This window comes from Thioprofundum lithotrophicum (assembly GCF_055387065.1).
In genome coordinates this window covers 893999-919835 of sequence record NZ_AP042379.1, presented here as the reverse complement: position 1 = coordinate 919835, position 25837 = coordinate 893999, and the positions used below count along the sequence as shown (strand labels likewise).

At 65.9% G+C, this 25837-nt stretch carries 24 protein-coding genes; all 24 read left to right on the top strand.

The window, feature by feature from the left end; genetic code table 11:
* Nucleotides 1-44: 44 nt before the first annotated feature.
* The 24 genes from ACZ5BH_RS04320 (at nucleotide 45) to ACZ5BH_RS04205 (ending at nucleotide 25754) form a co-directional block, all read left to right on the top strand.
* On the top strand, nucleotides 45-1142 hold the full coding sequence (locus tag ACZ5BH_RS04320; protein ID WP_464890686.1) for a 6-bladed beta-propeller: 1098 nt from the start codon (nucleotides 45-47) through the stop codon (nucleotides 1140-1142).
* Between the two features lie 94 nt (nucleotides 1143-1236).
* A complete protein-coding gene (locus ACZ5BH_RS04315) occupies nucleotides 1237-2223 on the top strand; it encodes a hypothetical protein (RefSeq protein ID WP_464890685.1) in 987 nt (328 codons plus the stop codon).
* Between the two features lie 219 nt (nucleotides 2224-2442).
* Complete coding sequence (locus ACZ5BH_RS04310) at nucleotides 2443-3570, top strand: hypothetical protein (RefSeq protein WP_464890684.1); 1128 nt, start codon at nucleotides 2443-2445, stop codon at nucleotides 3568-3570.
* A gap of 47 nt (nucleotides 3571-3617) precedes the next feature.
* Complete coding sequence (locus ACZ5BH_RS04305; protein ID WP_464890683.1) at nucleotides 3618-4565, top strand: formate dehydrogenase subunit gamma; 948 nt, start codon at nucleotides 3618-3620, stop codon at nucleotides 4563-4565.
* 266 nt (nucleotides 4566-4831) lie between these two features.
* Entirely contained in the window at nucleotides 4832-5794 is a 963-nt protein-coding gene (locus ACZ5BH_RS04300) for a cytochrome c3 family protein (protein ID WP_464890682.1), read from the top strand.
* Nucleotides 5795-5825: 31 nt separating this feature from the next.
* Nucleotides 5826-6737 carry an NHL repeat-containing protein gene (locus ACZ5BH_RS04295; protein WP_464890681.1) on the top strand — a complete coding sequence of 304 codons (912 nt, stop codon included), beginning with the start codon at nucleotides 5826-5828 and terminating at the stop codon, nucleotides 6735-6737.
* Nucleotides 6734-9124 (top strand): cytochrome c3 family protein, encoded by a 2391-nt coding sequence (locus ACZ5BH_RS04290; RefSeq protein ID WP_464890680.1) that lies wholly within the window; start codon nucleotides 6734-6736, stop codon nucleotides 9122-9124. The genes ACZ5BH_RS04295 and ACZ5BH_RS04290 overlap by 4 nt, the downstream gene beginning before the upstream one ends.
* A gap of 203 nt (nucleotides 9125-9327) precedes the next feature.
* Nucleotides 9328-10179 (top strand): cytochrome c3 family protein, encoded by an 852-nt coding sequence (locus tag ACZ5BH_RS04285; RefSeq protein ID WP_464890679.1) that lies wholly within the window; start codon nucleotides 9328-9330, stop codon nucleotides 10177-10179.
* 118 nt (nucleotides 10180-10297) lie between these two features.
* Nucleotides 10298-11350 (top strand): peptidylprolyl isomerase, encoded by a 1053-nt coding sequence (locus ACZ5BH_RS04280; protein WP_464891191.1) that lies wholly within the window; start codon nucleotides 10298-10300, stop codon nucleotides 11348-11350.
* 123 nt (nucleotides 11351-11473) lie between these two features.
* A complete protein-coding gene (locus tag ACZ5BH_RS04275) occupies nucleotides 11474-13123 on the top strand; it encodes a hypothetical protein (protein WP_464890678.1) in 1650 nt (549 codons plus the stop codon).
* Nucleotides 13124-13160: 37 nt separating this feature from the next.
* Complete coding sequence (locus ACZ5BH_RS04270) at nucleotides 13161-13574, top strand: c(7)-type cytochrome triheme domain-containing protein (protein WP_464890677.1); 414 nt, start codon at nucleotides 13161-13163, stop codon at nucleotides 13572-13574.
* Nucleotides 13575-13601: 27 nt separating this feature from the next.
* A complete protein-coding gene (locus ACZ5BH_RS04265; RefSeq protein WP_464890676.1) occupies nucleotides 13602-14252 on the top strand; it encodes a c(7)-type cytochrome triheme domain-containing protein in 651 nt (216 codons plus the stop codon).
* A 40-nt stretch (nucleotides 14253-14292) separates the two neighbouring features.
* Nucleotides 14293-15195, top strand: a complete 903-nt coding sequence (locus ACZ5BH_RS04260; RefSeq protein WP_464890675.1) for a hypothetical protein — start codon at nucleotides 14293-14295, stop codon at nucleotides 15193-15195.
* 31 nt (nucleotides 15196-15226) lie between these two features.
* Nucleotides 15227-16108, top strand: coding sequence for a hypothetical protein (locus ACZ5BH_RS04255; protein ID WP_464890674.1), 882 nt, complete (start codon nucleotides 15227-15229; stop codon nucleotides 16106-16108).
* A gap of 19 nt (nucleotides 16109-16127) precedes the next feature.
* Complete coding sequence (locus tag ACZ5BH_RS04250) at nucleotides 16128-16652, top strand: c(7)-type cytochrome triheme domain-containing protein (RefSeq protein WP_464890673.1); 525 nt, start codon at nucleotides 16128-16130, stop codon at nucleotides 16650-16652.
* 49 nt (nucleotides 16653-16701) lie between these two features.
* The gene (locus tag ACZ5BH_RS04245) at nucleotides 16702-17049 is read left to right on the top strand and encodes a c(7)-type cytochrome triheme domain-containing protein (RefSeq protein ID WP_464890672.1); all 348 of its coding nucleotides are present in this window, start codon (nucleotides 16702-16704) and stop codon (nucleotides 17047-17049) included.
* Between the two features lie 17 nt (nucleotides 17050-17066).
* On the top strand, nucleotides 17067-17990 hold the full coding sequence (locus ACZ5BH_RS04240) for an NHL repeat-containing protein (RefSeq protein ID WP_464890671.1): 924 nt from the start codon (nucleotides 17067-17069) through the stop codon (nucleotides 17988-17990).
* Nucleotides 17987-19066 carry a 6-bladed beta-propeller gene (locus tag ACZ5BH_RS04235; RefSeq protein ID WP_464890670.1) on the top strand — a complete coding sequence of 360 codons (1080 nt, stop codon included), beginning with the start codon at nucleotides 17987-17989 and terminating at the stop codon, nucleotides 19064-19066. The genes ACZ5BH_RS04240 and ACZ5BH_RS04235 overlap by 4 nt, the downstream gene beginning before the upstream one ends.
* Complete coding sequence (locus ACZ5BH_RS04230) at nucleotides 19063-21420, top strand: hypothetical protein (protein WP_464890669.1); 2358 nt, start codon at nucleotides 19063-19065, stop codon at nucleotides 21418-21420. Before ACZ5BH_RS04235 ends, ACZ5BH_RS04230 begins: the two co-directional genes overlap by 4 nt.
* 6 nt (nucleotides 21421-21426) lie before the next feature.
* Nucleotides 21427-22428, top strand: a complete 1002-nt coding sequence (locus ACZ5BH_RS04225) for a cytochrome c biogenesis ResB family protein (RefSeq protein ID WP_464890668.1) — start codon at nucleotides 21427-21429, stop codon at nucleotides 22426-22428.
* Between the two features lie 12 nt (nucleotides 22429-22440).
* Nucleotides 22441-23253 carry a cytochrome c biogenesis protein CcsA gene (gene ccsA / locus ACZ5BH_RS04220; RefSeq protein ID WP_464890667.1) on the top strand — a complete coding sequence of 271 codons (813 nt, stop codon included), beginning with the start codon at nucleotides 22441-22443 and terminating at the stop codon, nucleotides 23251-23253.
* Nucleotide 23254: 1 nt separating this feature from the next.
* Complete coding sequence (locus ACZ5BH_RS04215) at nucleotides 23255-24586, top strand: cbb3-type cytochrome c oxidase subunit I (protein WP_464890666.1); 1332 nt, start codon at nucleotides 23255-23257, stop codon at nucleotides 24584-24586.
* On the top strand, nucleotides 24583-25191 hold the full coding sequence (locus ACZ5BH_RS04210; protein ID WP_464890665.1) for a TlpA family protein disulfide reductase: 609 nt from the start codon (nucleotides 24583-24585) through the stop codon (nucleotides 25189-25191). The genes ACZ5BH_RS04215 and ACZ5BH_RS04210 overlap by 4 nt, the downstream gene beginning before the upstream one ends.
* Nucleotides 25188-25754: a tetratricopeptide repeat protein gene (locus ACZ5BH_RS04205; protein WP_464890664.1), complete on the top strand. Its 567-nt coding sequence runs from the start codon at nucleotides 25188-25190 to the stop codon at nucleotides 25752-25754. Before ACZ5BH_RS04210 ends, ACZ5BH_RS04205 begins: the two co-directional genes overlap by 4 nt.
* Nucleotides 25755-25837 lie beyond the last annotated feature (83 nt).

The window sequence follows — 25837 nt, the reverse complement described above, 5'->3', positions numbered from 1 at the left end:
GAGGAGGGAAGAACTTGCACAACGGCGTGTTGAGAACGGGACTGTTGGCGTTGCTGGTCGTGCTGTCCGGTTGTACCACGACCAGCGAGGCCCCGCAGCAGGAGGTGGTGATTCCGGTCTACCCGCCGCCGCCGGAAAAGCCGCGTTACGTCTATGAACGCACGATCCGCAGCAGTCTGGACGTGGTCAAGGAAGATTCCACCAGCGCCTTCCGGCGCTTTGCCACCGGGGAGCAGAAGAAGGGGGAAGGCTTCGCCAAACCCTTCGACGTGGTGGTGCACAAGGGGCGGATGTTCGTCGGCGACACGGTACGGCGTACGGTGATGGTGTTCGATCCGCAGGGCATGGGGAAGTTCTTCGAGCTGGGCCGGGAAGAGCCGGGGCGTCTCTTTCTGCCGCTCGGGATCGCCAAGGATCGGATGGGCAACATCTATGTCTGCGACGGGACCGCCAAGCGGGTGGTCATCTACAACCGTGACGGACGCTTTCTGCGCGCGATCGGCGGTCAGAAATATTTCCGGCGCCCGTCGGGCGTGGCCGTGGATCCGGAAGGCAGCCGGGTGTTCGTGGTGGATACCGGTGGCGTGGACAACGATGACCATCACGTGCTGGTGTTCGACGCCATCACCGGCAAGCTGCTCAACACCATTGGCAAGCGCGGCACGGGCGACGGCGAGTTCAATCTGCCCCGTGACGCCGTGATCAGCCCCTACAACAGCCTGCTGTACGTGGTCGATGGCGGCAACTTCCGGGTGCAGGTATTCACCCTCGACGGCAAGTTCGTGCGCAAGTTCGGCAGTATCGGCCGGCGCAGCGGCCAGTTCTCGCGTCCCAAGGGCATTACCGTGGACCGCTGGGGCAACGTGTATGTGGTGGATACGGCCTTCGGCAACGTGCAGATCTTCGACCCGGACGGGCGACTGCTCATGTTCGTGGGAGCGCGGGGCAACCGGGACGTGCCGGGCGCCTTCATGCTGCCGGCGGGGGTGGACATCGACGAAGCCGACGGCCGTCTGTACCTGGTGGATCAGTTCTTCCGCAAGGTGGAAGTCTTCAGGCCGACGCCTTATCTGAATCCGGACGCAGTGACCGATGCCCCGGAAACCACCGGGCCGGTGGAAAGGCGGGCGACACCGCCCTGACGGGTTCTTCGACAGGGCGCCGTCCATTCCGCCGGGCCATCGTGCCGGCCCGGCGGGTGCGCAACAATCATTCAAGGCACGGGGGAGAAGAGCGGTGCACGGGACAATCCGCCTGTGGCAATGTGTCGTGCTGCTGGTCCTGCTGTGGCCGGCCGGCCGGTTGCAGGCGGCGCTGGGCGAGAAGCAGATGCTGGCCCAGCCACAGCGGATCCCGGCATGGCTGCGTGAAGGCGCCATCACCCCCGCGCAGATCCCCAATCCCCACTGGCGTGAGGATGCCTGCACCACCTGTCATCGCGGGCCCCTGAACGTTGCGTCGCCACGGCGCCGCTTTCGCGACACCGACAGGCTCTGTGGCTATTGCCACGGACGGAGCCGGGAGCATGTGCAGGTGCATCCCGTGGCGATCGGCGTGAGCCGCCGTCTTCTGCAGAGCATGATGCCGGCCTTGCGTGAACGTCTGCAGGGTACGGATCGTCGGCCGCGGCTGGCCTGTACCACCTGCCACGACATCCGCGTCCAGTGCCGGCGGGAAAACTTTCGCGAGCGCAGGCTGCGCCATGCCTTCCTGCGTGGCGGACCTTATCGTTCGCGCACGGGCTTCTGTTACGCCTGCCATCCGCGCAAGGCCTACGCACGGCTCAACTCCCATGCCCAGGTCGATGCCCATGGACAGGTGATCACCAACACGTGCCTGCTCTGTCATCGCAAGGTGCCCCGACAGCTGCCCGATGGGCGCACGGTGGACACGGAACTGGTGGTGCCGGATCAGTATTCGCAATTGTGTCTCAATTGCCATGAGGTGCTGCCGCATCCCGGCGGGGATCTGGTGTTTCTCGACAAGGGCGGGCCGAATCATCTGGTGCGTCCGCCGCCGGGCATCGCCCGATACATGGAGAAGATGGCGGACCGTAACGGGATCATCCTGCCGCTGGAAGAAGACAGCGGGGAAATCTATTGCGCTACCTGTCACAACCCCCATGCCCGCGGCGTGATTCGCAATCCGCGAGCGGCGCGGGGCGCGGATGAACCGAAACGGCTGCGGTCACGCTCCATGTGCGAGAACTGTCATGATCTATAGCAAGAAAAATGCAGAAATCGCGCAAGGGACCCTTGGCGGCAGGCGAAACAGGCGTGACACTTGTGTCATGCGTGAATGAAATGCCGCTACCGCGAGTCGTCGCGAGCGCAGACGGCTGAAAAGGCAGGCAAAGGGCTTTTTCAGCCGGCGGAGAGAAGAACGACAGCGGCCAGGCCTGCGGGAATGGAGATGGCGATGCGCATTGCGCGGGAGGGAAGCATGTTTGCCATTGTTCGAACGCGGCGCGAATTCGGCCTGGCGCTGGGCTGTCTGATCCTCTGGCTGCTCGCCGTGCCGGCGCAGGGCGCATTCGAGGACGACGAAAACTGCCTGATGTGCCACAAGTACCCGAAGATGGGGCGGGTCACGGACGACGGCGTGTTTCGCAGCTATTACGTGATGCCCCACGTCTTCTCGCGCACGGTCCATCGCAATGTGCCCTGCCGCGACTGCCACAGCTATATCAAGGAGCTTCCGCACCGGCCGGTGAAGGTGGGCGTGCAGTGCGACTCAGAATGCCATTCGATCAAGAATCCGGCCACGGGCAAACGCTTCAGCCACAAGCCCATCCATGACAAATACATCGAGAGCGTGCATGGCCGGCCCAAGAACGCCACGGGCCCGGATCGGGACAAGCCCTACTGTGTGACCTGTCACACCAACCCCATCTACAACCCCCAGGAGAAGCAACTCCCCGAGCACATCGTGAAGCGCTGCGTGGTATGTCACGAGGATCGGGCCTTCGTCGAAAACTGGTACAAGCACACCAGTCGGCGGATCAGGGAAGTGAAACGGGATTCCCGGCAAATCGTGCAACTGTGTGCCAACTGTCACGGCGACAAGCGCCTGGTGGAGCGGCACCTGAAGGCGGCCCGGCTGGAAGGGCGCGAGCTGGGGCGCAAGTATCCGTATGCGGTGGAATCGTATCTGGAGAGCTTCCACGGCAAGGTGACCCATTACGGCTTCAAGAAGGCCGCCAACTGTGTCGATTGCCACGTGGATCAGGACAACTACTACCTGAACGTGCATTTCATCCGCCCGTCTCGGGATCCGGTGTCGCCGGTGAGCCCCGAACGCAAGCTGCAGACCTGCCGGCGCTGCCACAAGTATGCGGACGAGAACTATGCGCGGCTCGATCCGCATCCCACCAGCCACCTCCAGGACAATCCCTTCCGCCACTATGCCGAGGTGATCTATGGCTGGGTGGGGGACATCGTGCTGGTGATGCTGATTGGCATGGCGCTGCTGGAGACCATCGGCCGCTGGCGTGATGGCGTGGTGTGGAAGATCCGCAAGGGGTCGTCGTGGTGGCGCAAGTCGAAGCGCGACCGGGATCGGGTGATTTGACCGGCCGGGATGAAGCCCGCCGAAGCCAGGAATACGAGGGGGTTGCCATGAAGTTGTCAGACGAAGCGCGCCGGGTGGTCGATCGAACCATGGCCTACAACCGGGTAAGCCCGGAGGAGCAGGCCGAGATCGAACGGGTGATCGCGGCCATGCCACAGGATCGGGTGCTGCTCTACAAGAACGTGGTCTCCAATCCGATTGGCGATCTGCCGCGCTATTCGGTCCACATTCGGGTCCAGCACATGCTGACCTTCGTCACCTTTCTCACGCTGGCCTTCACCGGCCTGCCCATCGCCTTCTTCGATCACGCTTGGGCGGCGCCGTTGAATGCCCTGGTCGGTGGGGTGGACGTGTCGCGAGTCATCCACCGCACCCTGGCCTCGGTGATGATATTCAGCATGATCTACCACGTGTTCACCATCGTTGGCGGGACCATCCAGAAAATCATGCAGGGCACCTTCGACCTGCAGCGCACCATCATCCCCACCTGGAAGGACGTGCGCGACTTCAGGGCCGACTTCCGCTATTTCTTCGGCCTGGCCGATCAGCGCCCAGAGATGGACAAGTTCATGTACAAGCAGAAGATCCACTATTTTGCGGCCGCCTTCGGCAATCTGGTGATGGTGATTTCCGGGTCTTCCTTCCTGTTTCCCGAGTTCTGGGCGGCCGTCCTCCCGGCCGACGTGGCCGCCAACTTCCAGGAGATGATGCGCCTGTCCCATCCCCACGAGGCGCTGCTGGCACTGTTCGTGATCGCCTACTGGCACTGGTACAACGTGCATCTGGCGCCGGGGCGCTTTCCCATGCAGTGGACCTTTCTCACCGGCAAGATTACGCGGGAACATCAGATGGAGGAACACTTTCTCGAATACCTGCGCAACCTGGTGGAGATTCCAGAGGAGCGGGAAAAGCTGATGGACATGCTGCTGGCCCGGGAGCTGGTGGCGATTCCCGAGGGCGAAGCGCTTGCCGAACCCGAGCCGGTGCGTGACTGAGGAGGCGGTCATGCAACGTTCCCTCAAGCCGGTGCAGAAACTGATCGCCTACGGTTCGCTGCTGCTGGTGTTTCTGGCCAGCCTGGGCGGGCTGTTCGTGTTGTGGATGTTTTTCTTTCAATCCTGAATGAAAGTACCAAATACCAGACCAGGGTTCATTGTGGGCGCCGAGGCCTCTGTCCCGCAGGGCGGTGTCGGAATCGGGCACGCTTGCCCAGGTGGTCCGGTATGTGGTGCTTCCATTTGGCGGATAACGGGGCGCTGTCATGCCGGATGATATCAACATCGTTCTCATCGCCTATGTCGTGATCAGCGTATTGCTGTTCATCCTTCTGGGCATCGCCATCCTGGTGATGATCGATCACAAGGCCAGGATACCGGGGCGCTACCATGACGATCCCTTCCACATCGTGGGGGTGCGCCGCGAGCACCCCGTCATTTCCTTTCTCACCACCCTCATCCTCGGTGCGGTCATCGTCACCCTGCTGGCGGAGAGTGCAGTGGTCATCGGCGAACGGCTTGGTCTGTTCGAGGAGGAAGAAAAACCCGAGCTGCTGGCCCAGCTCAAGGAAGAGCGCTTCTCGGAAAAGATGCGGCATTTCCACAATGCGCCGCACGAGGACGTGATCAACCGGGGAAAGAAACCGGCCTGTTTCTATTGTCACGGGGACTACCCCCACTCCAAGACCCGCATGATCCGCACCCTGCTCAACATGCACACCCAGTTCGTCGGCTGCATGACCTGTCATACCGACGAGAAGAAGGTCCCGGAGTCCAGTTACCGTTTCGCCTGGCTCAACTACTCGGGAATTGCGGTCAAGGGGCGGCCCTTCGGTACCGACATCGATCCCGAAACCGGCTATCTCATCCCCACCGACGACGTGTATTCGAAAATCGTCGTCTACGCGCGGATTGACGGGGAGGAGACCCTGATGGAGGCCACGGAAGACAAGCCCGAAGTCCAGGAATTCCTGGCCGTGAAAGACCGGCTCTCCGACGCGGATCGGGAGGCCATGAAGAAACGCATGCATCGGATTGTGCGGCGCAAGGGCCGTTTCTGCGATCGCTGTCATGCCCCCGAGGAGCGCAGCTACCTGCCCTTTCGCAAGCTGGGCTTCTCCGAGACCCGGATCGGGGATCTGACCAATCTCAATATCACGGGTATCGTAAAAAAGTACAAGAAGTTCTATCTGCCGAAACTGTTCCAGACCCAGGGCGGGAAGGACTGACTGCCCCACCGTCAAGGGAGGTGAGCAAGGTGTGAGCCGGCACTGGCAATCGATTTACCGCGCCATCGTCCGGGCGGCGGTCTTGGCATCGCTGTGGCCGGTGGCGGCGTTCGCGGCCGGGACGTTGGCCGTGCCTCGGGTGGGGCTGCTCCAGGGGCAGGGGGAACAGGCCCTGCTGTTGCCGACCGACGTGGCCGTTCACGCCGGGCGGGTGGCCGTGGTCGATGGCGGCCATCGGCGCATCGTCCTGTATGATCGCCGCGGCCGGTATCAGGGCGCCTTCGGGGCGGACGGGAAGGATCCCCTGCAGGCGCCGGTGGGGCTGGATATCGACCCCGCCGGCCGAATCGTGGTGGCCGATCGCGCCAGCCGGAAAATTCTGACCTTCTCGCCCCGGGGCCATCGCGTTCACGCCTTTGCGGTTCCCGAGCGGCCCATCGACGTGGCGGTCAGCCGTGACGGCCGTGAATTGTTCGTGACCACCAACCGGAGTCATGAAGTGCGGGTCTACTCCCCGCGAGGGCGTCTGCTGCGCCACTGGGGAGGCAACGGCGCCGGGCCCGGCGAGTTCCGCTATCCGGCCACGATCGCCGTGCTGCCCGGCAGGCGTCTGGCGGTGGTGGACGTGTTCAATACCCGGGTCCAGCTGTTCGAGCGCAGCGGCGACTTTGTCTTTCATGCCGGCAGTTGGGGAGTGCGTCCAGGCCAGTTGTTCCGGCCCAAGGGGGTGGCCGTGGATCGCCGCGGCCGCCTCTATGTGAGCGACAGCTATCTCAATGTCATCCAGGTCTTCGATTCGGACGGCGTCTTTCTGCACGTGCTGGAGACGCCCGGCTACCGGCTCAAGACCCCCACCGGTCTGGCCGTCGACAGGGATGATCGGCTGTATGTCGCGGAGACCCTGGCCAACCGGGTCAGTCTCTTCCGGGTGGCCGAACCATGAAACCCGTCCGTCCGGCCCTGGTGCTGCTCGCCCTCTGGCTGCTGGGCGCACTGTGGCCGGGCCAATCGGTGCAGGCGCGCCAGCCCTCGCCCAAGCGCGAATGTTCCATTTGCCACATCATGTGGCTCACCGATTTCAAGCGGGAGGGCGTCAAGACCCTGGTGCCCTACGCACCCCGACCGGTGGTGGAAACCGGGCGCCAGGACGTGGTGAGCACCGAACGCATGTGTTTTTCCTGTCACGACGGCTTCGTGCTCGATTCCCGCTTCGTCTGGGCCGAGCGGGCGCACCTGCACCCGGTGGGGGTCAAACCCTCGCCGGACGTGCACGTTCCGCTGGTGGACGGCAAGGAGGTTTTGCCCCTCAACGATGACGGCAAGATCTACTGCGGCACCTGTCACTCGGCTCACGGGGTGGAGTGGGAGAACAAGGAATCGCCGATCTTCCTGCGCGCCGAGAACATCAACTCGGGGCTGTGCGTGCTCTGTCACAGCAACCGGGCGAAGGGGCCGATCAGCGGCAATCACCCCCTGCACAGCCGCCCGCCGCAGCACCCGGCTGCCCTGCTCGAGGCGGGCGGCCAGCTCGGCAACAAGGGCGGGGTGATTTGCCAGTCCTGTCATCGGGTGCATGGCAGCCGGCAGAAGAAGCTGCTGGTGCTGCCCCTCGCGGGCAGCCGCCTGTGCACCACCTGTCATGCGGACAAGAATCGCATCCGGGGCAGCCGGCACGACATGGGCGCCATGGGCATCGACGCGCCCAACGTGCGTCAGGAGACCACGGCCCATGCCGGTGTGTGCAGCGCCTGCCACGTGCCCCACAAGGCCACCGGCCCTCGTCTATGGGCCCGCCCGCGTCCGGAAGGGATGGACATGATTTCCTCCCTCTGCCGCAGTTGCCACGACGAACAGGGGCCGGCGCACGAGAAGACCATCGGCAGCCAGTCCCATCCCGTGGACGTGTCGATCACGCGGGTGGGGATCCGGGCCGAATTGGGGCGCTGGCGCAGCCGGCTCGAACGCCTCGCCGGTCTGGAGGCGCCTGTGCCCCTGCCCCTGATCGACCGGCGGGGCAATCATGCCCAGGGTGAGGGCAAGGTCACCTGTGTTGCCTGTCACGATCCCCATCGCTGGGCGCCACCGGGCGGCGTGCCGATGCCGGCAGGGGCCGATCCGCGCAAGCTCGAGGGCGACGGCCGCAACAGTTTCCTGCGCCTGCCCCATGACGGGCGCAACCGCCTGTGCAGCAACTGTCACCGCGACAAGCCGGCCGTGGCCTTCAGCAAGCACAACCTGGCCATCACGGCCGCGAAGGCGCGCAACGTGATGGGCCAGACGGTGGCCGAAGCCGGGGCCTGCAGCGCCTGCCATCTGCCGCACAATGGCCGCGGGCCGCGCATGTGGGCTCGTCCACCGGGGCCGGCCGCGGGCATCGAAGGCCTGTGTACCAGTTGTCATGCCCAGGGCCTGCCGGCGGCGAAGAAGCCCACCGGAAAACACAGCCATCCCGTCCACGTGGGGCTGGATCGGCTGCCGGACACCATCCGTCCGCGCCTGCCCCTGTTCTCCCGTCAGGGCGGGCGTAATCCGCAAGGCACCGAAGTGGACTGTGCCACCTGTCACGATCCCCACGTCTGGGAGGCCGCGCATCCCGGCAGCCGGGCCGGTGCCGATCCCGATGTGGAAGGCGATGGCCGCAACAGTTTCCTGCGGGTGGCGGCGGCCGGCGAGTCTCCGCTGTGCGTGCGCTGCCACGCCGACAAGGCGCTGGTGTTCGGCACCGAGCACGATCTGCGGGTCACGGCGCCTCGGGCCCGCAACGGCAAGCAGCAACCGATCGCCGCAAGCGGCGTGTGCGGCCAGTGCCATACCCCGCACACGCCACTGGCCGGTACCCGTCTCTGGGCGCGAACGCCCGGTCCCGGCAGGGATGTGCTCGAGACGCTCTGCCGCAGTTGCCACCGGCAGGACGGGCTGGCCGGGAAGAAGGTGCCGGAGAAACTGCACCACCCGCCACGGCGGGTGCCGTCCAATGCCGGTCGGCGGGTGGGCCTGCGCAAGCAGAACCTCAATCCTCCCGTCTTCACCACCGACGGGCGGCGGGTGCCGGTGGGCCGGATCACCTGTCCCACCTGTCACGATCCGCATCGCTGGAACCCGGCGCGGGCCGAGCGCGGCGACGGCCGGCGTCACGAGGGAACGGTGCTCGACAGCTTCCTGCGTCATGCCCGCACGGAGGGCTTCCTGTGCAGCGACTGTCATGGCCTGGATTCACTGTTCCGCTACAAGTATTTCCATTGGCCTCTCTCACGCACGGCGCATCCTCTCTACGAGGATCTCGAGGTCACGCGACGGACGAAGAAGAAACCGGCAGAGCCGCGACCCTGACGCGACTGCCGCTGTCATTGGTGTCAGGTTTTCCCGAAATCGGGAATCGTGGCGTGACAAATTCCCGGTTTCGGTAAGGGGGCCTCGGCCGGAAGTCATAGGATCCTTGAAATATCAAAGGCTTGCGTTTTGGCCCGGATCGTGCACTGAAGTAAACAGGGAAAGATTGCCTGTATAGAACAACGACAGCGGAGGGTTCTTCCATGAATCGCAAGATCGGTAACAAGTGGCTGTGGCGTGGCCTGTTCGGGGTACTGGCCGCCACCGGCCTGCTCACGGCACAGACGGCCATGGGGGCCATCGCCAATACCAAGCACAATCTCGGCAGCACTGGCACCGGCACCAACTCGTTCGATGGCACCGAGGCCATCTGCGTCTTCTGTCACACCCCGCACGGGGCCGACAATTCGGCGTCGGTTCCCCTCTGGAACCGGGTGCTCTCGGATCCGGCCACCTACACCACCTATGCCTCCCTGGGCACGTCCACGCTCGACGGTGGCGTGGCGCCGGTGGGCTCCGTGTCCATTGCCTGTCTCTCCTGTCATGACGGCACCCAGGCCATGAACGTGATGATCAACGCGCCGGGCTCGGGCAACTATGACCCCGCTGGTGCAACGTTGCCTGGCACCTGGACCGGCCCGGCGGCCACGGCAACCCCGGTGGGCTCGCTGAACTATGCCACGGCCAGCATCGTCAACATCGGCACGGATCTGAGCAACGATCATCCGGTGGGTATCCAGTACGGCGGGGGTGGCGCCACATCGGCCGATGCCGATGGCGCATTCACCGGGACCAATTTGAAAGATCCGGATTTCGTCCCGCCCTCCAAGGCCACCATCAACGGCAATCCCGTCTGGTGGGTGGATACCAGCGTCGGTACCACCGGCGTGCGGGAGAAGACCGACATGCAGCTCTACACCCGGGCCGATTTGGGTGCCACGGAACCCTTCGTCGAATGCGCCAGTTGCCACAACCCGCATACGGACGTGAATCCGACGTTCCTGCGCATCCAGAACACCGGCAGCGCGGTCTGTCTGGCCTGCCATACCAAGTAAGCAATCGGTGTATCGGGCGATGGTCGCAGTCTTCTGAAGAAAGCGCGCCAGACAAACGGTCCCGGGGTGATCGCTGTCTCCGTCACCCGGGGCCGTTTTTTTCGCCTGCCAGTCGTTGATGCAGGAGGTGATTGTGAGGATGTCTTCCGCAAGGCGGGCCGCAGGGCTGATCCTGGTGTGGCTGATGGCGTGGCCGCTACAGGCGGCGGTGACGGTGGCGGACCTGCCGGAGACGGTATTCGCCCAGGTGGGGGAAGACACCCTCACGGCAGAGGAATTCAAGCAATTCTTTCACAACTATATTCGCAACCAGTTCTATCACGGCAAGATCCCGGAAGGCGAGCAGGCGCGGATACGACATGAAGCGGCGCAGGCACTGATTCGGAAAGTCCTGCTGGTTCAGGAGGCGCGGCGGCGCGGTTACAAACCGGAAGCCGAACGGGTGGCGAAAACCCTCGAAGCCATGCTCGAGGACTACCGCAAGCGCTATGGAGAGCGGGAAGACTGGCCGGACTTTGGCGCGAAGCTGGAACGACGCCTGCGCACCTTTCTGGAAAATCAGAGCCGCCTGATCCAGCTCAAGAAAGATCTCGCAAGGATGCCTGATCCTGAAGAGGCAGAGATTCGCCGGTATTACGCGGATCACCCCGACAAGTTTACTTCTCCCGAACAGTTGCGCGTGGCGGTGATCCTGTTGCGGGTGGCGCCTTCCTCGACGCCTGCCGTGTGGGAACAGGCGATGGAGGAAGGCCGGCGCATCCGCAGGCAGCTCGAAGCGGGTGCCGACTTTGCCGAACTGGCGCGGCTGCATTCGGCGGACGACAGTGCCGAGCAGGGGGGAGACATGGGTTATCTGCACCGTGGCATGCTGGCACCGCCCGTACAGGAAGCCCTCGACGGGATGCGGCCGGGTGAGATTACCCCGCCACTGCGACTGCTGCAGGGCATCGCCATCTTCCGTCTCGTGGATCGCAAGCCACCGGTGCGCAATCCGTACGAGAAAGTAAAGGCCAGGGCCCGCGAGTTGTATCTGCGGGAGGCGCGAGAACGGCGGATCGCGGCCCTGGAGTCGCAATTGTGGGAGAAGACGGCCATCCGGATAAATCGTCGTTACGATTCGGCGGCCGGCGAGCAAAAGGAAGGGACGCCCGGAACCCCACGCAAACCGTGACGAGGGGCAACACGCCAGGGCGGAATCATGGGGTATTGCGGAACGGGCAAGGGTTGGGAACGGTATGTGCTCGGCGCCAGTCTGCTGTCGGCTCTGACCGCACCCTTGCAGGCCGAATACGTCATGGCCCCAATCCGGTTCTGGGGTGACGTGACCTACCAGAGCCGGGTGGAGGATTATCGCGAAGGCGAGGATCAGTGGGAGAACCTGTTGACTCTGAATTTGCGCGGCGACAGTTATCTCTGGCAACCCTGGTTCATGCAGGTCAATGGCGGCCTGGGGCTGACCTTCGACCACCTGCAGCGGGAAACGGCGGGAACCTCGACCGGTCACATCGTCACCGGTGATGCCCAGTTGCGCTTTCTGCCGATGAGCCGTTTCCCCTTCGAGGCCCGGTATCTGCGCACCGACAGCCGGGTGACCGGCGAGGCGATCGGTTCGCTGCCCTATACCAATACCCGGTACGGGATCAGTCAGCAATACCGCAGCCCGGAAGGATCGTTCGTGATGCAGGGCGCCTGGGACAAGAACATCCAGACCATGCAGGGGCAGGCCGACGACGTGAGCGACATCATCACCTTCATGGCAGGCAAGAGTTTTCGCCACAACCGTCTCAAGTTCGATGTCAAGCGTGAGGACGCCCGGCGGCGCTCCAGCCGCAGCAACTACCGGAACGACAACGTGGTGCTGCGGCACACCTACCGCCCCAGCGGCGCCTTCAGCATGGAAAACATGCTCAGTTACCTGGAGCTGGACGACCAGGTGAGCACCTTCGCCAGTCTCACCCGCCAGGTGCAGATGACGTCCAATGCCTTCTGGCGGCCGGCCAACCGGAAGTTGTCAGGCACTCTCGGGCTGCGTTATTTCAACAACGCCCTGGAATCGGCAAGTCAGGCGACCGACAATGATTCACTGAACGCCTATGGCGGGATCAACTACAACCTGACGCCCTACCTGCGCTTCCGCGGCACGCTGACTGCGAAGGCGGTGCGGGCCAATGGTGAGCAGCTCAACGTTTCCACCCAGACGCTTTCCGTGGCCTACAATCCGGCCTATATTCCTCTGGGGCGCTACCAGTACCGATGGTATGGCACCACGGGGCTGACCAATCGCATGGAGGAACAGTATGGTGGCCAGCATCTCAACCTCACGCTCGGCCACAACGTGCAGCGGAGCTTCCAGCTGCGGCCACGCGAGGAGTTTTCCTTCCAGTTCTCCCAGAGCATCAATGGCGATTACGATACCCGGTTAGATTCGCGCAACCGGCTCAATCACAGCGCTTCCTTCACCTGGCGCAAGGGCAGGGGGCTGGGCCAGGCCTACATGCGCCTGCTGGCATCGGATGCACGCACCGTCGGCGGCGACGGGCCCCGGGAGATTTACCAGCTGATCAACTATCAGCTCAATGGCACCTATTCATTCGGGCCCTGGTCGGCGCTGACGGGTAACCTGACCATCAACGCCAACAAGAACGTGACGGCAGCCAGCACCTATGACGGTTTTGCCACGACCGCCAGCGGCTCTCTGGTGTATCGCCATATTCGGGCCTTCGATATCTACCGCTTGCAGTTTCAGTCGGATCTGCGCATCAGCAACCAGCTGGAGTCCCCGCGTAACGTGTTCACCCAGAAACAGGAAAGCGTGGTCTGGATCAGTCGTTTCGATTATGTGCTGGGGCGGCTCAGTTTGCGCCTGAGCCTGCGCATGTCGGAGATCAACCGCAACCGGTACAACGTGCTGATGTTCCAGGCGCGTCGCTATTTCGGCAACTGAGGCAGCATCGGGCTGCAGAAAGAAAGAGGGAGGAAACATGAACCACATCATGCGCAAGGCGGGCCTGGGCGGCATGCTCGCGGTCCTGCTCATGGTCTGGGGGTTCGGCAGCCAGCCGGCCCGGGCCGAATACGGGGATCTGGTGCTCAACCAGCAGGCGGAAAAGGAAGGCATGCCGCCGGTGATCTTTCCCCATTGGTTTCACCGTATCCGTTTCCGCTGCAAGGTCTGTCATGCCGATCTGGGCTTTCAGTTCAAGGCCGGCGGCAGCGGCATCAACATGCTCAAGATCATCGATGGCAAGTACTGTGGCGCCTGCCACAATGGCGAGATCGCCTGGTCGGTGGAGAACTGCAACATCTGTCATTCCGGCAAGCCGGGGCTGAAGACCCAGGTCATCGGCAGTCGTCTTGGAACCCTGGCGCCACCCAAGCCGGCGGACAAGCCCTGATGCCCGCGAGCCCATGGAGAAACTGACATGAATGACCAGATCGCTTCACTGAAATTCATCGTTCTGTTGTTCGCGCTGGCGGCCGTGCTGTTGGTGTTTGGCATCGTGGAACAGGCCGGTGCCGCCGAGCAGAAGAATCCCAACGTCTTCAACCGTCTGCTCAAACCGAAGAAGCCCTTCAACCTGCCGCCGGCCAAGGACGGCTATCACGATCCGGAAGGGGAGGGGGTGGCCTACCTGCAACCGCCCAGGGAAGCCTTCAAGGATCTGGTACCGTCGAACGTGGGAAACCATGTGGACTGGGTCAAATCCCTCGAGAGCGGCAAGATCGACCCCCGGTTCGACCGTCTGGATCCCAAAGCCAAGCCCATCGTCATGGATCTGAACATCGTGCGTGAGGTGAAAGGCTCCATGCCGGACGTGGTCTATCCCCACAAGCAGCATACCGAATGGCTGGATTGCTCCAATTGTCATCCTGCCATCTTCATTCCCCAGAAGGGCGCCAACCAGATCAGCATGGCCGCCATCCTGATGGGGCAGAAATGCGGGGTCTGTCATGGCAAGGTCGCCTTCCCGATCACGGCCAAGACCTGCCGCAAGTGCCATTCCCGGCCCAAGGGTGGAAAAGGCAAGAAGGCCAAGGCGCAGAAGGCGTCCAGCAAGACCAGCAAGAAATAGATCCGGTTCGACCGGACATTGACGAAGGCGGTTGGAGGACATGATGACGCATGACGGCAAAACCCCACACGCGGCGGCCTGGCCCTTGCTGTGCTGTCTGATCCTGCTGGGGATCGCCTGGCAGTCGGCCGACGCGGCCGCGGGCGACGGCGCACGGGAGCGCAGGGTTCTGGAGAGCAAGCTGCGCATGCTCGATCAGATCCTGTTTCGCTCGGAGCGGGCCCGGCGCATCGTGGCGAGCGGCAACCGGCGGGCCGGCGAACTGCTGGCCGATGCCAAGAACGCCTACCGGCAGGCGCGCGCCCTCCTCGACAGCGGGGATCTGGAGCAGGCCCGTCAGGCGTCCCGGGTGAGTCTCGACAACGTGACCCGGGCCTTTGCCCTGATCGCCGATACGGAAGGGCTTAATGCCCAGGCCCGGGAACGTTACCGGGAGTTGCTGGAGAATATCCGGGTTTACGAAAAGGCCCTCTCCGACACGGCGCGCCGCAAGGGGTTGCCGCTGAGCAAATTGCTGGATCAGGCCCGGGTGGAAAGCTGGTTGCGCGAAGCCCGGTCCCACGCCGAGCAGGGCGATTATACGACCGCGCTGCGGGTCCTCGGCCGCGCCTCCGCGGCGGTGGAATCGGCCCTGAGCCGGGCGCGGGCGCGGGAGACGGTGACCTATGCCCTGGAGTTCAAGACGCCGGAAGACGAGTATCGTTACGAATACGAGCGCAATCGCAGCTACGTCTCCCTGGCGCAGATTCTGTTGAACACCGCGCCGGCGGAGTTGCGCCGGCGCATTTCGTTGATCAAGCGCCTGATCGCCAGGAGCGAGAAACAGGTGGCCGAAGCCGAAGCGCTGAAACGAGCGGGAGACATGGCGCAGGCCCTGACCACCATCGAACGGGCCAACAAGACCATCGTGCAGGCATTGCGCATGGGGGGGCTGGCGCTGTAGGCCCGCCAGGGATTTCACCAGGAGCGAAATCATGAAACACATCAGAACATGGGGCCTGGTCGCGATGCTGTTCGTCACTTCGCCGCTGCCGGCGTTGCAGTCGGCCGATGGCAAGCCCATCAACCCGGCCACCATCGACCGGCTGCATTTCGTGGAGCAGTTGCTGACGGTGTCGTCGGCGGCGCGGCGGGTCAAGGCCAGCACGGATCCCAACGTCCAGACCCTCTACCGGGCGGCTCGGGAACTCTACGAACGCGCAGTCAGGGCCATGGACGAAGGGGATCGGGATGCCGCCGGCGAGGCGCTGTTCTATGCCACCGAAACCATGTTCCGCGCCGTGCGTCTCACCAGCGCGGCGGGCGCCCGTCCGGCCCAGGGCGAGGCCGAGCGGGAGGTGGAAGCCCGCCTCAAGAGTGTCGAGGCGTTGATGCAGGCCCTGGAGCGGATTGGCAAGGAGAAGGACCGGGAGGATCTGGTGCGCGAGGTACGCGGCGTCGCCGAGACGGCCATCGCCACGGCCAGGGCGCAGATGGAGAGCGACCAGCCCTATTCCGCCCGCAAGACGCTGGATGCGGCCTACGTGCAGATCAAGACGGCCATCAGCGGCCTGCGCAGTGGGGACACCCTGGTGCGCTCCCTGCACTTCGAAACCAAGCGCGACGAATACCTCTACGAACTGGATCGCAACGACACCCACAAGATGCTGGTGCAGATGCTGCTGGAAGAGAAGTTGCAGGATCCGCGGATCCGCAAGCGGGTGGAGAAGTACCTGAAAGCGGCGCAGCGCCTGCGGGCCGAAGCCGAGAAGCTGGCCGAGCAGGGCGATTATGCGGCCGCCGTGACCCGTTGCGAGGAATCCACGCAGCAGTACGTGCGGGCGATCCGCAATGCCGGCTTCTACATTCCGGGCTAGGTCGGGGAGAAAAGCGCGGATGATGAGACGAAAGTGGCAGTTTCTCGGCAGCGGCCTGGCCGGCCTGCTGTGCGTGGGGGTGGCACTGGCTGGCTACTGGGTCCCGCTGGCCAAGGACAATCTGCACGATCCGGAGAGTCCGGCCATCGGCGTGCTGCAGGAACCGGCCGAAGCGCTTTCGCGGCTGCCGCCGAATCCGGCCGGCAACCAGGTGGATTGGGTCAAGGCACTGGAAGAGGGTGTGATCCGGCCGCGCACCAACCTGCGCCCCGAGACCAAGGTGCGGATCCGCGAGACCACGGTGCTGATGAAGAACACGGGCGAAATGCCGATGGTGCGCTTTCCCCACCGGCCGCATACCCTGTGGCTGGATTGCAAGAATTGCCACGAACGGTATTTCGTCTCCAAGGCGGGCGCCAATCCCATCAACATGTACAAGATTCTGCAGGGGGAATACTGTGGCCGGTGTCATGGGGCCGTGGCCTTTCCCCTGACCGAATGTAACCGTTGTCACAGCGTGCCGCGTAAAGAGGCGCGACCCTGAAGGCATGAGGAGCATGACATGGCGGCAGCGATGCGGGCGGACCTTGGGGATGCTGGTTCTGTGTCTGGCGAGCCTGCCGGTGGCCGCCGAATACGGTGACGTGATTCTGAACCGGCGCGCCGAGGCCGAAGGGATGCCGCCGGTGATTTTTCCGCACTGGTTCCACCGGATCCGGTTCCGCTGCAAGGTCTGCCACTTCGAACTGGGATTCGAAATGCGCGCCGGCAGCAACGACGTGACCATGCAGGAGATCATCGACGGCAAGTTCTGTGGCATGTGCCACAATGACGAAATCGCCTGGGGCACGGAAAACTGTTTCCTCTGCCATTCGGGAAAACCGGGCCTCAAGAGCGGCATTCGCGGCGGCCATTCCACCAAGGGGCCGGGGATCTGGTAATCATGGGAGAGACACGCTTGACACGCATTCTTGCCCTTCTGCTGGCAGGGCTGTTCCTGTCCCAGTCGGCCTGCACCGCGACGCCGCCTGGCGGGGAAACCCCGGCCGACACGCCCCTGCAACCGTGGCGTGTGCTGCAGGCGGCGCCCGACACCCGGGGCCGCTTCGTGCAGCTGGCCCGTCCGGTGGCGGTGGCCGGCTGGCAGGATCAGATCTTCATCGCCGATGCCGGGCGGGGCGTCATCTATCGCTATGATCGCGCCGCCGATCGGCTCACGCCGTTTCACGTCCGTGCCCTCTCGCCGGACGTGCGCCTGCTGGCCAATGCCGCCGGCGAGCTGTACGTGACGGATCCGGATCAACGCCAGGTATTGCGGCTCGATGGCCAGGGGCGGGTGATCCAGCGTTTCCGCGACTTCAATCTCAACCGGCCGGTGGCCCTGTACGACGATCCCCGGGGCGGCCGGCTGCTGGTCCTGGACGGCCCCTACCAGCAGGTGCTTGCCTTCAACCGCCTTGGGCGGCTGGAGGAAATCATTCACCCCCGTGACGAAACCGGTCAGCCGCCGGGCGGCCTCATCGATTTGGTGGCGGACGGGACGCGTTTCTATCTGCTCGACGGGGCCCGGCGGGAAGTGCTGGTGGTGGATCGGCAGGGCCGTTTCGTGAGCCGTTTCGGGGCCGCGCGCCTGCGGCAACCGGTGGCGCTGGCGCGGGATTCCGCTGGCCGCCTCCTCGTCGCCGACGCTTTCGACAGCCGGCTGTGGATCTTTCCTGCCCGGCGGCCGGCCGGCACCCGCGCCCGGGTCATGATGCTCAATGCTTCGCGGATTCGGGATCTGGCCGTGCAGGCGGGCTGGCTGTTCGTTGCCGACGAGGGCATGGGCGCGGTGCACATCCTGCGCCTTGCGCCGCCGGTGGCAGAGGAGGCGCCGCCGTGACGCGGCTTTCGGCCTTCGCCCTGCTCGGCCTCCTGTTAGGCGGGCTGGCCGGCTGCGCCGGGCCCGGCGGCGGCCAGCCCGAAGCCCGGGACTTCCGGTTTCTGCACGCGGCGGCGGAGCGCTACTGGCCGGCGATGCCGGAGGTGCCCCGTTACCGCTGGGTCGGCGAGCTGATCGGGGAGGCCAACTTTGCCGAACGCCCTGTTGAGCGCAGTGCCCTGGGCACGGCCCTGCGCTGGCTGGCCGGTCTCGACGGCGAGGGCGAGGCGCCCAATCGTCTGCAACGCCCCCAGGGCGTCGCCGTGGATGCCGCCGGCCGGATCTACGTCAGCGACATCAGCCGCAAGGCCGTGCTGGTCTTCGATCCGGCGGGCGGACGCCTGGCGGTGTGGACCGAGGCGCGTCCCGGCGCCCCGTTCAAGGCGCCCGTCGGCGTGGCCCCGGACGGCGGTGGTGGGCTGCTGGTGGCCGATGCGGAGCTGGGCGCGGTGTTTCGCCTGGGGGCTGACGGGCGGCCCCGGGGCGTGATCGGGCGGGCCGACCTGGCGCGGCCCACGGGCGTGGCGCGGGATCCGCGCAGTGGGCGCATCTACGTGGCCGACACCCGCCGCCACCAGATCGTGATCTTCGACGCCGATGGGCGTTTTGTCGATCACTGGGGGCAGCCCGGCGACGAACCGGGCCGGTTCAACGCCCCCACCTATCTGGCCGTGGCCGAAGGGCGGCTCTACGTGGCCGACACGCTCAATTCGCGGATTCAGATCTTCGACACCCGGGATGGCCGCTGGCTGCGCACCCTCGGCCGCCGGGGCCTGTACGTGGGCAACTTCGAGCGGCCCAAGGGCGTGGCGGTGGATGACGAGGGCAACGTCTACGTGGTCGAGTCCTACCGGGATCATCTGCTGATCTTCGACGGGCGGGGGCGCTTCCTGTTGCCCATCGGCGGCACCGGCGCGGGCCTCGGCCAGTTCTTCCTGCCGGCGGGCGTGACGGTGGATCGGCACAACCGGATCTACGTGGCCGACATGTTCAACGGCCGGGTGGCGGTGTTCCAGTATCTGGGAGGACGGCTGTGAAGGGGATACGTCGATTCCTGTGGGGGCTGGGTCTGCTGCTGGCGGCGGGCGCAGGCCAGGCGGCGCGGATCCCCGATATCGCCAACACCCCCCACAACCTTTCCAACACCGGGCCGGGGCCGGTGACCGCCCTGTCCGAGTCCCGGATCTGCGTGTTCTGCCACACGCCGCACAATGCCGAGAGCGCGCCGGGCGCCCCTCTGTGGAACCGCCAGCTGTCCGGCGCCACCTACAGCACCTACAGTTCCACCTCCATGGATGCCGTGGGCCTCGATCAGCCGGCGGGCAGTTCCAAGCTGTGCCTGTCGTGTCACGACGGCACCCTGGCCCTGGGCACCGTCAACGTGCTCAACGGCCAGCAGAACGTGACCATCGATCTGCAGGGCACCGCCGCCGACGGCACCCTGCCCGAAGGCAGCGGCGCCAACACCGGTTTCACCCGCCGCCTCGGCATCGATCTGACCAACGACCATCCCATCTCCTTCACCTACGACAGCACCCTGGCCGCCGCCGACGGCGAACTGCGGGATCCGGCCCTGGTGAGCCACATCGCCAACCGCCAGGCCGGCACCAACACCCGCCCGCCGGTGCCGCTGGAGAACGACCAGATGCAGTGCGTGAGCTGCCACGATCCGCACATTCGCGACACCGATGCCACCCTGAACATCAAGTTCCTGCGCCTGAACCGCTTCCAGAAGGCCGCGCCCGGCGGCGGCGATTTCGACCAGGCCAACGACATCGTCTGTCTCGCCTGCCATGACAAGCTGGGCCAGGCCTGGTCGCTTTCGGCCCACGCCGATCAGAGCGTGGCCGACGAAATCTACACCGCCACGGCCGCCACCCAGCGCGACTTCCCGGCCGGCACCCAGGTCTGGCAGGCGGCCTGCCTCAACTGTCACGACACCCACACCGTGCCCGGTTCCCGGCGCCTGCTGCGCGAGGGCGTGGACAGCACCACCGTGCCCAAGACCGCCTCGCTGCCGGCCATCGAGGAAACCTGCTACCAGTGCCATTCGCCCGACGGCGGTGTGCTGCAGGGGCAGGGCACCGCCGGTTTCCCGGTGCCCGACATCAAGAGCGATTTCCTGCTGGCCCGGCGCATGCCCATCACCAATGCCGATCAGCCCGCCGGCGAGGAGCGGCACGACATCCGCGACGCCGACTTCACCGAAAGCCCCGCCACCCTCGGCAAGGGCAACCTGACCAACCGCCATGTGGAGTGCACCGACTGCCACAACCCCCACCGGCTGATGAAGAACCAGTTGTTCAACGGCACCGCCGGCAACGCGGTGGGCACCCACGAACACGACCCGGCGGTGCAGCATAGCAACATCGCCTCGGGCGTGTTGCGCGGCGGCTGGGGTGTCGAGCCCATCTACGGCGCCACCACCTGGGGCAGCCTGCCCAGCGGCTACCAGGTCAAGCGGGGCGATGGCGGCATCGGCGCTTCCACCGCGGTGAGCAGCAGCTACCTGACCCGCGAATACCAGTACTGCCTCAAGTGCCACTCGGACTACGCCTACGACACTCCGCCGTTTCTCGGCGAGTCGGGTGGCGGCACACCGGCTGGCACCAACCAGGTCACCCGTTACACCAACCAGGCCATGGAGTTCCAGCCACCGGCCGCCGACAAGGGCGAGCCCGGCGGCAACCACCGCAGCTGGCATCCGGTGCTCGACAATACGGGCCGCGATCTCGCAGCCCGCGGCGGCGCCAGCGCCGGCCTGTTTCTCTCGCCCTGGAACGGCGGCGGGGGCAGTTACATCGGCAACCTCACCATGTACTGTACCGATTGCCACGGCTCCGACACCGCGCCGGGCACCGTGGAACCCAACGGCGGGCCCGATGGTGCCCCCTGGGGGCCGCACGGCTCCAGCAACAACTTCCTGCTCAAGGGCAACTGGGACAACGAAACGGGCACCGGCCGCCAGGGCGATCTGTGCTTCAAGTGCCACAACTACGACGATTACGCCAACCCCAACAACACCGCGCCCAATCAGAGCGGTTTCCGTGCCGCCAGTGGCGGTGGCGGGGGTGGCGGCATGGGCGGTGGCGGCGGGATGTGTGGCCTGAGTTTCCGCAGCACCAACCTGCACATCGGTCATGCGGCACGGATCGGCCGCATGGAATGTTCCTGGTGCCACACCATGGTGCCCCACGGCTGGCGCAACAAGGCCCTGCTGGTAGACATCAGCCAGGAAGGCGCCACTGCGCCCTATGACAACGGGCCTTACTACCTGGATGCCATGCTCGGCGGTGGCGGCCCGGTGAACTGGCAGCCCAGCGGCAACTGGAGTTCGGCCGACTGTGGGGGGCGCTTCTGGATGCGCAGTACCTGCAGCAATCCACCCTGAGGTGTCATGAGTGCCGTGATGCAGGAACGCGCGTGGTGGGTTTCGGTCGGTTCCCTGAAGCTGACCCTGGCCATCTTCGTGCTGTTCGCCGTGCTGGTGGTGGCGGTGTATCTCGTCAACCGGCTGGACGGCTGGGTGCTGGCCGTGCCCTTCGGCCTGTTCGCGCTGAACCTGCTGGCGGCCATCACCACCAACCCGGCCTTTCGCCGCCAGGGTGGCCTGCTGGTGTTTCACCTGGCCCTGCTGATGCTGGTGATCCTGCTGGCCGTCAGCCGGCTCACCTACCTGCGCGGGCAACTGGAGATCACCGAAGGGGAATGGTTCGACGGCACCCTCACCGGGCGCGATGCCGGCCCCCTGCACCCCGACACGATAAGTGCCGTGCGCTTTCGCCAGTTGCCGTTCACCATCGAATACCACCCGGGCCGCGAACGGGGGCGCACCCTCAGCCGCGTGGCCTGGCTGGATGCCGGGGGGCGGTTGCAGGAAGGGGTGATCGGCGATCACCATCCACTGGTGATCGACGGTTACCGTTTCTACACCACCCACAACAAGGGCTTCGCCCCCCTGTTCCGCTGGCAGCCGGCCGACGGTGGTCCGGCGCGAACCGGCTCGGTGCATCTGCCGAGCTATCCGGCCCACGAATACCGGCAGGCCCTGGCGTGGACGCTGCCGGGCACCGGCCACCGCCTCTGGACCCTGCTGGAGATGGACGAAGTGGTGCTGGATCCGGCGCGGCCCTCGCGCTTTCGCCTGCCGCGCGACTACCGGCTGGTGCTGCGTGCCGACGGGCAGCGCCACGTGCTGCGGCCGGGGGATCGGGTCACGCTGGCCGACGGCACCCTGACTTTCCTCGGCCTGCGCCAGTGGATGGGTTACACGGTGTTCTACGACCGCACCATTCCCTGGCTGCTGGCCGCCTGCGTGGTGGCGGTGCTGGGCATGGGCTGGCATTACTGGCGCAAGTGCGCCGCGCGCCCCTGGCGGGCGGAAGAAGACGACGACTGAAGAGGTAGCGACGTGGAACGGGAAATCCAGCTTCTGTGGACCGCCGTGGTGCTGTACGTGCTGGCCGGCGCCCTGGCCATCGTGGCCGTGATCTTCGGCAGGAAGCCGGAGAAGACCCTCCAGGGGCTCCTCTGGAGCGGCCTGCTGGCGCATGGCCTGGCCATCGGCCATCGCTGGATCCGGCTCGACCACGGCCCCTACATCACCATGCACGAGATCCTCTCCAGCGGCGTGTTCGGCCTGCTGTTCATCTATGCCCTGGCCTACTGGCGCTACCGTCCCATCCGCCCCACCGCCGCGGTGGTGCTGCCGCTGATGTTCATCATGGCCGGCTGGATGGTGCTCACCGATCCCAAGGATGCCTACGTGCCCCCCACCTACGACACCACCTGGCTGGTGATCCACATCCTCTTCGGCAAGGTGTTCATGGGCGGCGTGTTCGTGGCCCTGGGCATGGCCGGCGTGATCCTGCTGCGCCGCAGCGCCTTCGGCCAACGACGCTTCGCCAGCCTGCCGAGCGATCGCCGGCTCGACGATCTGGCCTACCGCTTCATGATGCTGGCCTTCATCTTCGATACCCTGATGCTGATCGCCGGCGCCATCTGGGCCCAGGACGCCTGGGGCCGCTACTGGGCCTGGGATCCGCTCGAGACCTGGGCCTTCATCACCTGGCTGGTGCTGGGCTTCGCCCTGCATCTGCGGGTCACCCTCCGGCCCTCGCCGCAGCGCGGCGCCTGGCTGGTGGTGGCCGTGTTCGTGCTCGGCTTCCTCACCTTCTACGGGGTGCCCTTCGTCAGCCAGGTGCCGCACCAGGGAGCCGTCTAGCATGAACGCCTGGCCCGAACTGCCCGTCCCCGCCGGTGAGCGCCGCCGCCTGGCCCTGGCCTGGCTGGTCCTGGCCCTGACCGCCCTGGCCATCTCCACCCTGTTTGCCCTGTTGCTGGTGGTGGCGCGCACGCCGTTCATCGCCCACTGGCTGGCGCCCGATTTCTTCCGCAGCGCCCTGGTGATGCACGTCAACCTGGCGGTCACGGTCTGGTTCCTGGCCTTCGCCGGCCTCTGGTGGAGTCTCACGGGCGGGGCGCGGCACGCCCGGGCGGGCTGGCTGGCCTGGGCGCTGGCGGTGGGCGGTGTGTGCCTGCTGTTGCTGGCGCGCCTGCTGGGCGAGCACCAGGCGGTGCTCAGCAACTACGTGCCGGTGATCGATGGCCCGGTCTTTCTCGGCGGCCTGGGGCTGTTCCTCAGCGGGATCGGCGTGATGGCGCTGCGGGCCCTGACCGGCACCGGCCGCGGGGTGGCGGCCGGCCCCCGTCAGGCGGCGGTGATCACCCTGCTGGCGCTGGGCGTGCTGCTGGCCACGATCCTGCTGCGGCCCGGGCGCGATTTCGAGAATCTGTTCTGGGGCGGGGGGCATCTGCTGCAATTCACCCACCTGCTGCTGATGCTCACCGCCTGGGCAGTGCTGGCGGGCCGGGCGCGGCTGCCGGCGCCGCGCCTGCGCCTGGCGGGGCTGTTTGCCATGGCGGCCCTGCCGGCCCTGTTCGCCCCCCTGATCGTGGTGCTCCTGCCGCCGGCCAGCGAAGCCTGGCGGGCGGCCTGGACCGAGCTGATGCGCTGGGGCAGCTGGCCGGTGGCCGCCGCCCTCGGGGCCTGGCTGCTGGGACGCCTGGGGCGGCGCCCCGGCGCGCTTGCCGATCCCTCCTGCAACGCCCTGCTGCTCTCCATCCTGCTGTTCGCGGCCGGCCTCGTGGCCGGGGCCATGATCCGCGAAGACAACGTGGTGGTGACCGCGCACTATCACGGCACGGTGGGGGCCGTCACGCTGGCCTTCATGGCCATCACCCACCTGCTGCTGGCGCGCCTGGGCCTTGCCGCGGCGCCGGCCCGTCAGGTGCGGCGCCAGTTGCGCCTCTACGGGGTCGGCCTGTTGCTGCTGGTCGGCGGCTTGCTGTGGTCGGGACTGCATGGCGTGCCGCGCAAGACCCCGGGCACGGCCGTGCTCGAACAGGTCCAGGAATGGGCCGGGATGCTGCTGATGGGCATCGGCGGTTTCATCGGCCTGGCGGCGACCCTGTGGTTCCTGTGGCTGGTGTTGCGGCCCCTGTGGCCGGCCCGCAGCCACATGGTTGCGGCGGGCCGCATGGAGGAAGCCGGATGAGGCGCGAACGCCGGCTGTGGCCCGCCGTCATCGGCGCGTGGCTGGCCCTGCTGGCGGTGGCCTGCCAGCGCCCGCCCGCGGGGCCGGCTGCCGAAGGCACGGCCTTTCCGCCGCTCATCGTGCGCGGCGCGCAGGGCCAGCCCGTGCCCTGGCCGTTGCCGCCGGCACGCCTGCGGCTGGTGAACGTGTGGGCGGTCTGGTGTCCGCCCTGCCGGCAGGAGATGCCGGATCTGCAGCAACTGGCTGACACCCTGGGCCGGGAGGGCATCGTGGTGACCACCCTGGCGGTGGAGGAGGATCCGTTCCTGGTCAAGGAGTTCCTGCGCCGCCATCGCCTGCGCCTGCCGGTGGCCCTGATCGACCAGAGGCGCGCCGAGCTGCGCCTCGGCGTCCATGACTATCCCCTCACCCTGCTCGTCGACGGCGAGGGCGTGATCCGCCTGCGCCTGCACGGCGCTCTCGACTGGCAGGATCCCGGCATGCGGGCCCTGCTGCGCGATCTGGCCGCCGGCCGGCGCGTGTCCGCCGAGCGGCGCGAGCGGATCATCGCCGAAGCCCGCCGCCGTTTCCTGCGCCGCGGGCGGTCGCCGGGGGCGGAGTCATGAGCGGGGCCCTGTCCAGGTCGCGGCGGCATGACGTGCGCTGGGGCGCCGCGGCGCTCACCCTGGTGCTGATCCTGGGCGTGGGATGGCTGGTCCGGGGCCTGCCCGGCAAGCCGCCGTCCGCCACAGAGGAGGGGTTCGATGTCACCCGGCACATGCAGGCCCAGCGCGTGGCTACCCGGTTTCGCGAGGCCGTCAACCTTCAGCACACGGGCCAGCCGGAGAAGGCGCTGACCGTCTGGGAAGACGTGCTCGCGCTGGCCCCGTCGCTGCCCGAGGCGTGGGTGAACCGGGGCTTCGTGCTGCTCGATCTGGACAGGCACGGCGAGGCTGAAGCCGCTTTCCGCCAGGCCATCGGCCTGCGCCCGGTCCAGGCCAACGCCCACTACGGCCTGGCCCTGGCCCTGGCCGCTCAGGCGCGCTTCACCGAGGCGCAAGCGGCCATGCGGATCTTTCTGCGTCACTCCGGGCCGGGCGACCCCTGGCTCGCCAAGGCCCACAAGCTGCTCGAGCAGTGGCAGCCGGAGAATTGCGAAACCCCGGCGCCGCCGGCCGATGGCCAATAGCGGGGCAGGCGAGTGGGTTATTGCAAACACGAAAACTTGACCCGGCGCAAGAACGCGGCCGGGTTGTCATGACACAGTATGCG

Excerpts from the sequence above, each read along its gene's own strand:
- ACZ5BH_RS04310 (WP_464890684.1), top strand. The coding sequence starts at position 2,443 with ATGTTTGCCATTGTTCGAACGCGGCGCGAATTCGGCCTGGCGCTGGGC.
- ACZ5BH_RS04305 (WP_464890683.1), top strand. The coding sequence starts at position 3,618 with ATGAAGTTGTCAGACGAAGCGCGCCGGGTGGTCGATCGAACCATGGCC.
- ACZ5BH_RS04300 (WP_464890682.1), top strand. The coding sequence starts at position 4,832 with ATGCCGGATGATATCAACATCGTTCTCATCGCCTATGTCGTGATCAGC.
- ACZ5BH_RS04290 (WP_464890680.1), top strand. The coding sequence starts at position 6,734 with ATGAAACCCGTCCGTCCGGCCCTGGTGCTGCTCGCCCTCTGGCTGCTG.
- ACZ5BH_RS04285 (WP_464890679.1), top strand. The coding sequence starts at position 9,328 with ATGAATCGCAAGATCGGTAACAAGTGGCTGTGGCGTGGCCTGTTCGGG.
- ACZ5BH_RS04280 (WP_464891191.1), top strand. The coding sequence starts at position 10,298 with ATGCAGGAGGTGATTGTGAGGATGTCTTCCGCAAGGCGGGCCGCAGGG.
- ACZ5BH_RS04275 (WP_464890678.1), top strand. The coding sequence starts at position 11,474 with ATGGCCCCAATCCGGTTCTGGGGTGACGTGACCTACCAGAGCCGGGTG.
- ACZ5BH_RS04270 (WP_464890677.1), top strand. The coding sequence starts at position 13,161 with ATGAACCACATCATGCGCAAGGCGGGCCTGGGCGGCATGCTCGCGGTC.
- ACZ5BH_RS04265 (WP_464890676.1), top strand. The coding sequence starts at position 13,602 with ATGAATGACCAGATCGCTTCACTGAAATTCATCGTTCTGTTGTTCGCG.
- ACZ5BH_RS04260 (WP_464890675.1), top strand. The coding sequence starts at position 14,293 with ATGATGACGCATGACGGCAAAACCCCACACGCGGCGGCCTGGCCCTTG.
- ACZ5BH_RS04255 (WP_464890674.1), top strand. The coding sequence starts at position 15,227 with ATGAAACACATCAGAACATGGGGCCTGGTCGCGATGCTGTTCGTCACT.
- ACZ5BH_RS04250 (WP_464890673.1), top strand. The coding sequence starts at position 16,128 with ATGATGAGACGAAAGTGGCAGTTTCTCGGCAGCGGCCTGGCCGGCCTG.
- ACZ5BH_RS04245 (WP_464890672.1), top strand. The coding sequence starts at position 16,702 with ATGCTGGTTCTGTGTCTGGCGAGCCTGCCGGTGGCCGCCGAATACGGT.
- ACZ5BH_RS04225 (WP_464890668.1), top strand. The coding sequence starts at position 21,427 with ATGAGTGCCGTGATGCAGGAACGCGCGTGGTGGGTTTCGGTCGGTTCC.
- ACZ5BH_RS04215 (WP_464890666.1), top strand. The coding sequence starts at position 23,255 with ATGAACGCCTGGCCCGAACTGCCCGTCCCCGCCGGTGAGCGCCGCCGC.
- ACZ5BH_RS04210 (WP_464890665.1), top strand. The coding sequence starts at position 24,583 with ATGAGGCGCGAACGCCGGCTGTGGCCCGCCGTCATCGGCGCGTGGCTG.
- ACZ5BH_RS04205 (WP_464890664.1), top strand. The coding sequence starts at position 25,188 with ATGAGCGGGGCCCTGTCCAGGTCGCGGCGGCATGACGTGCGCTGGGGC.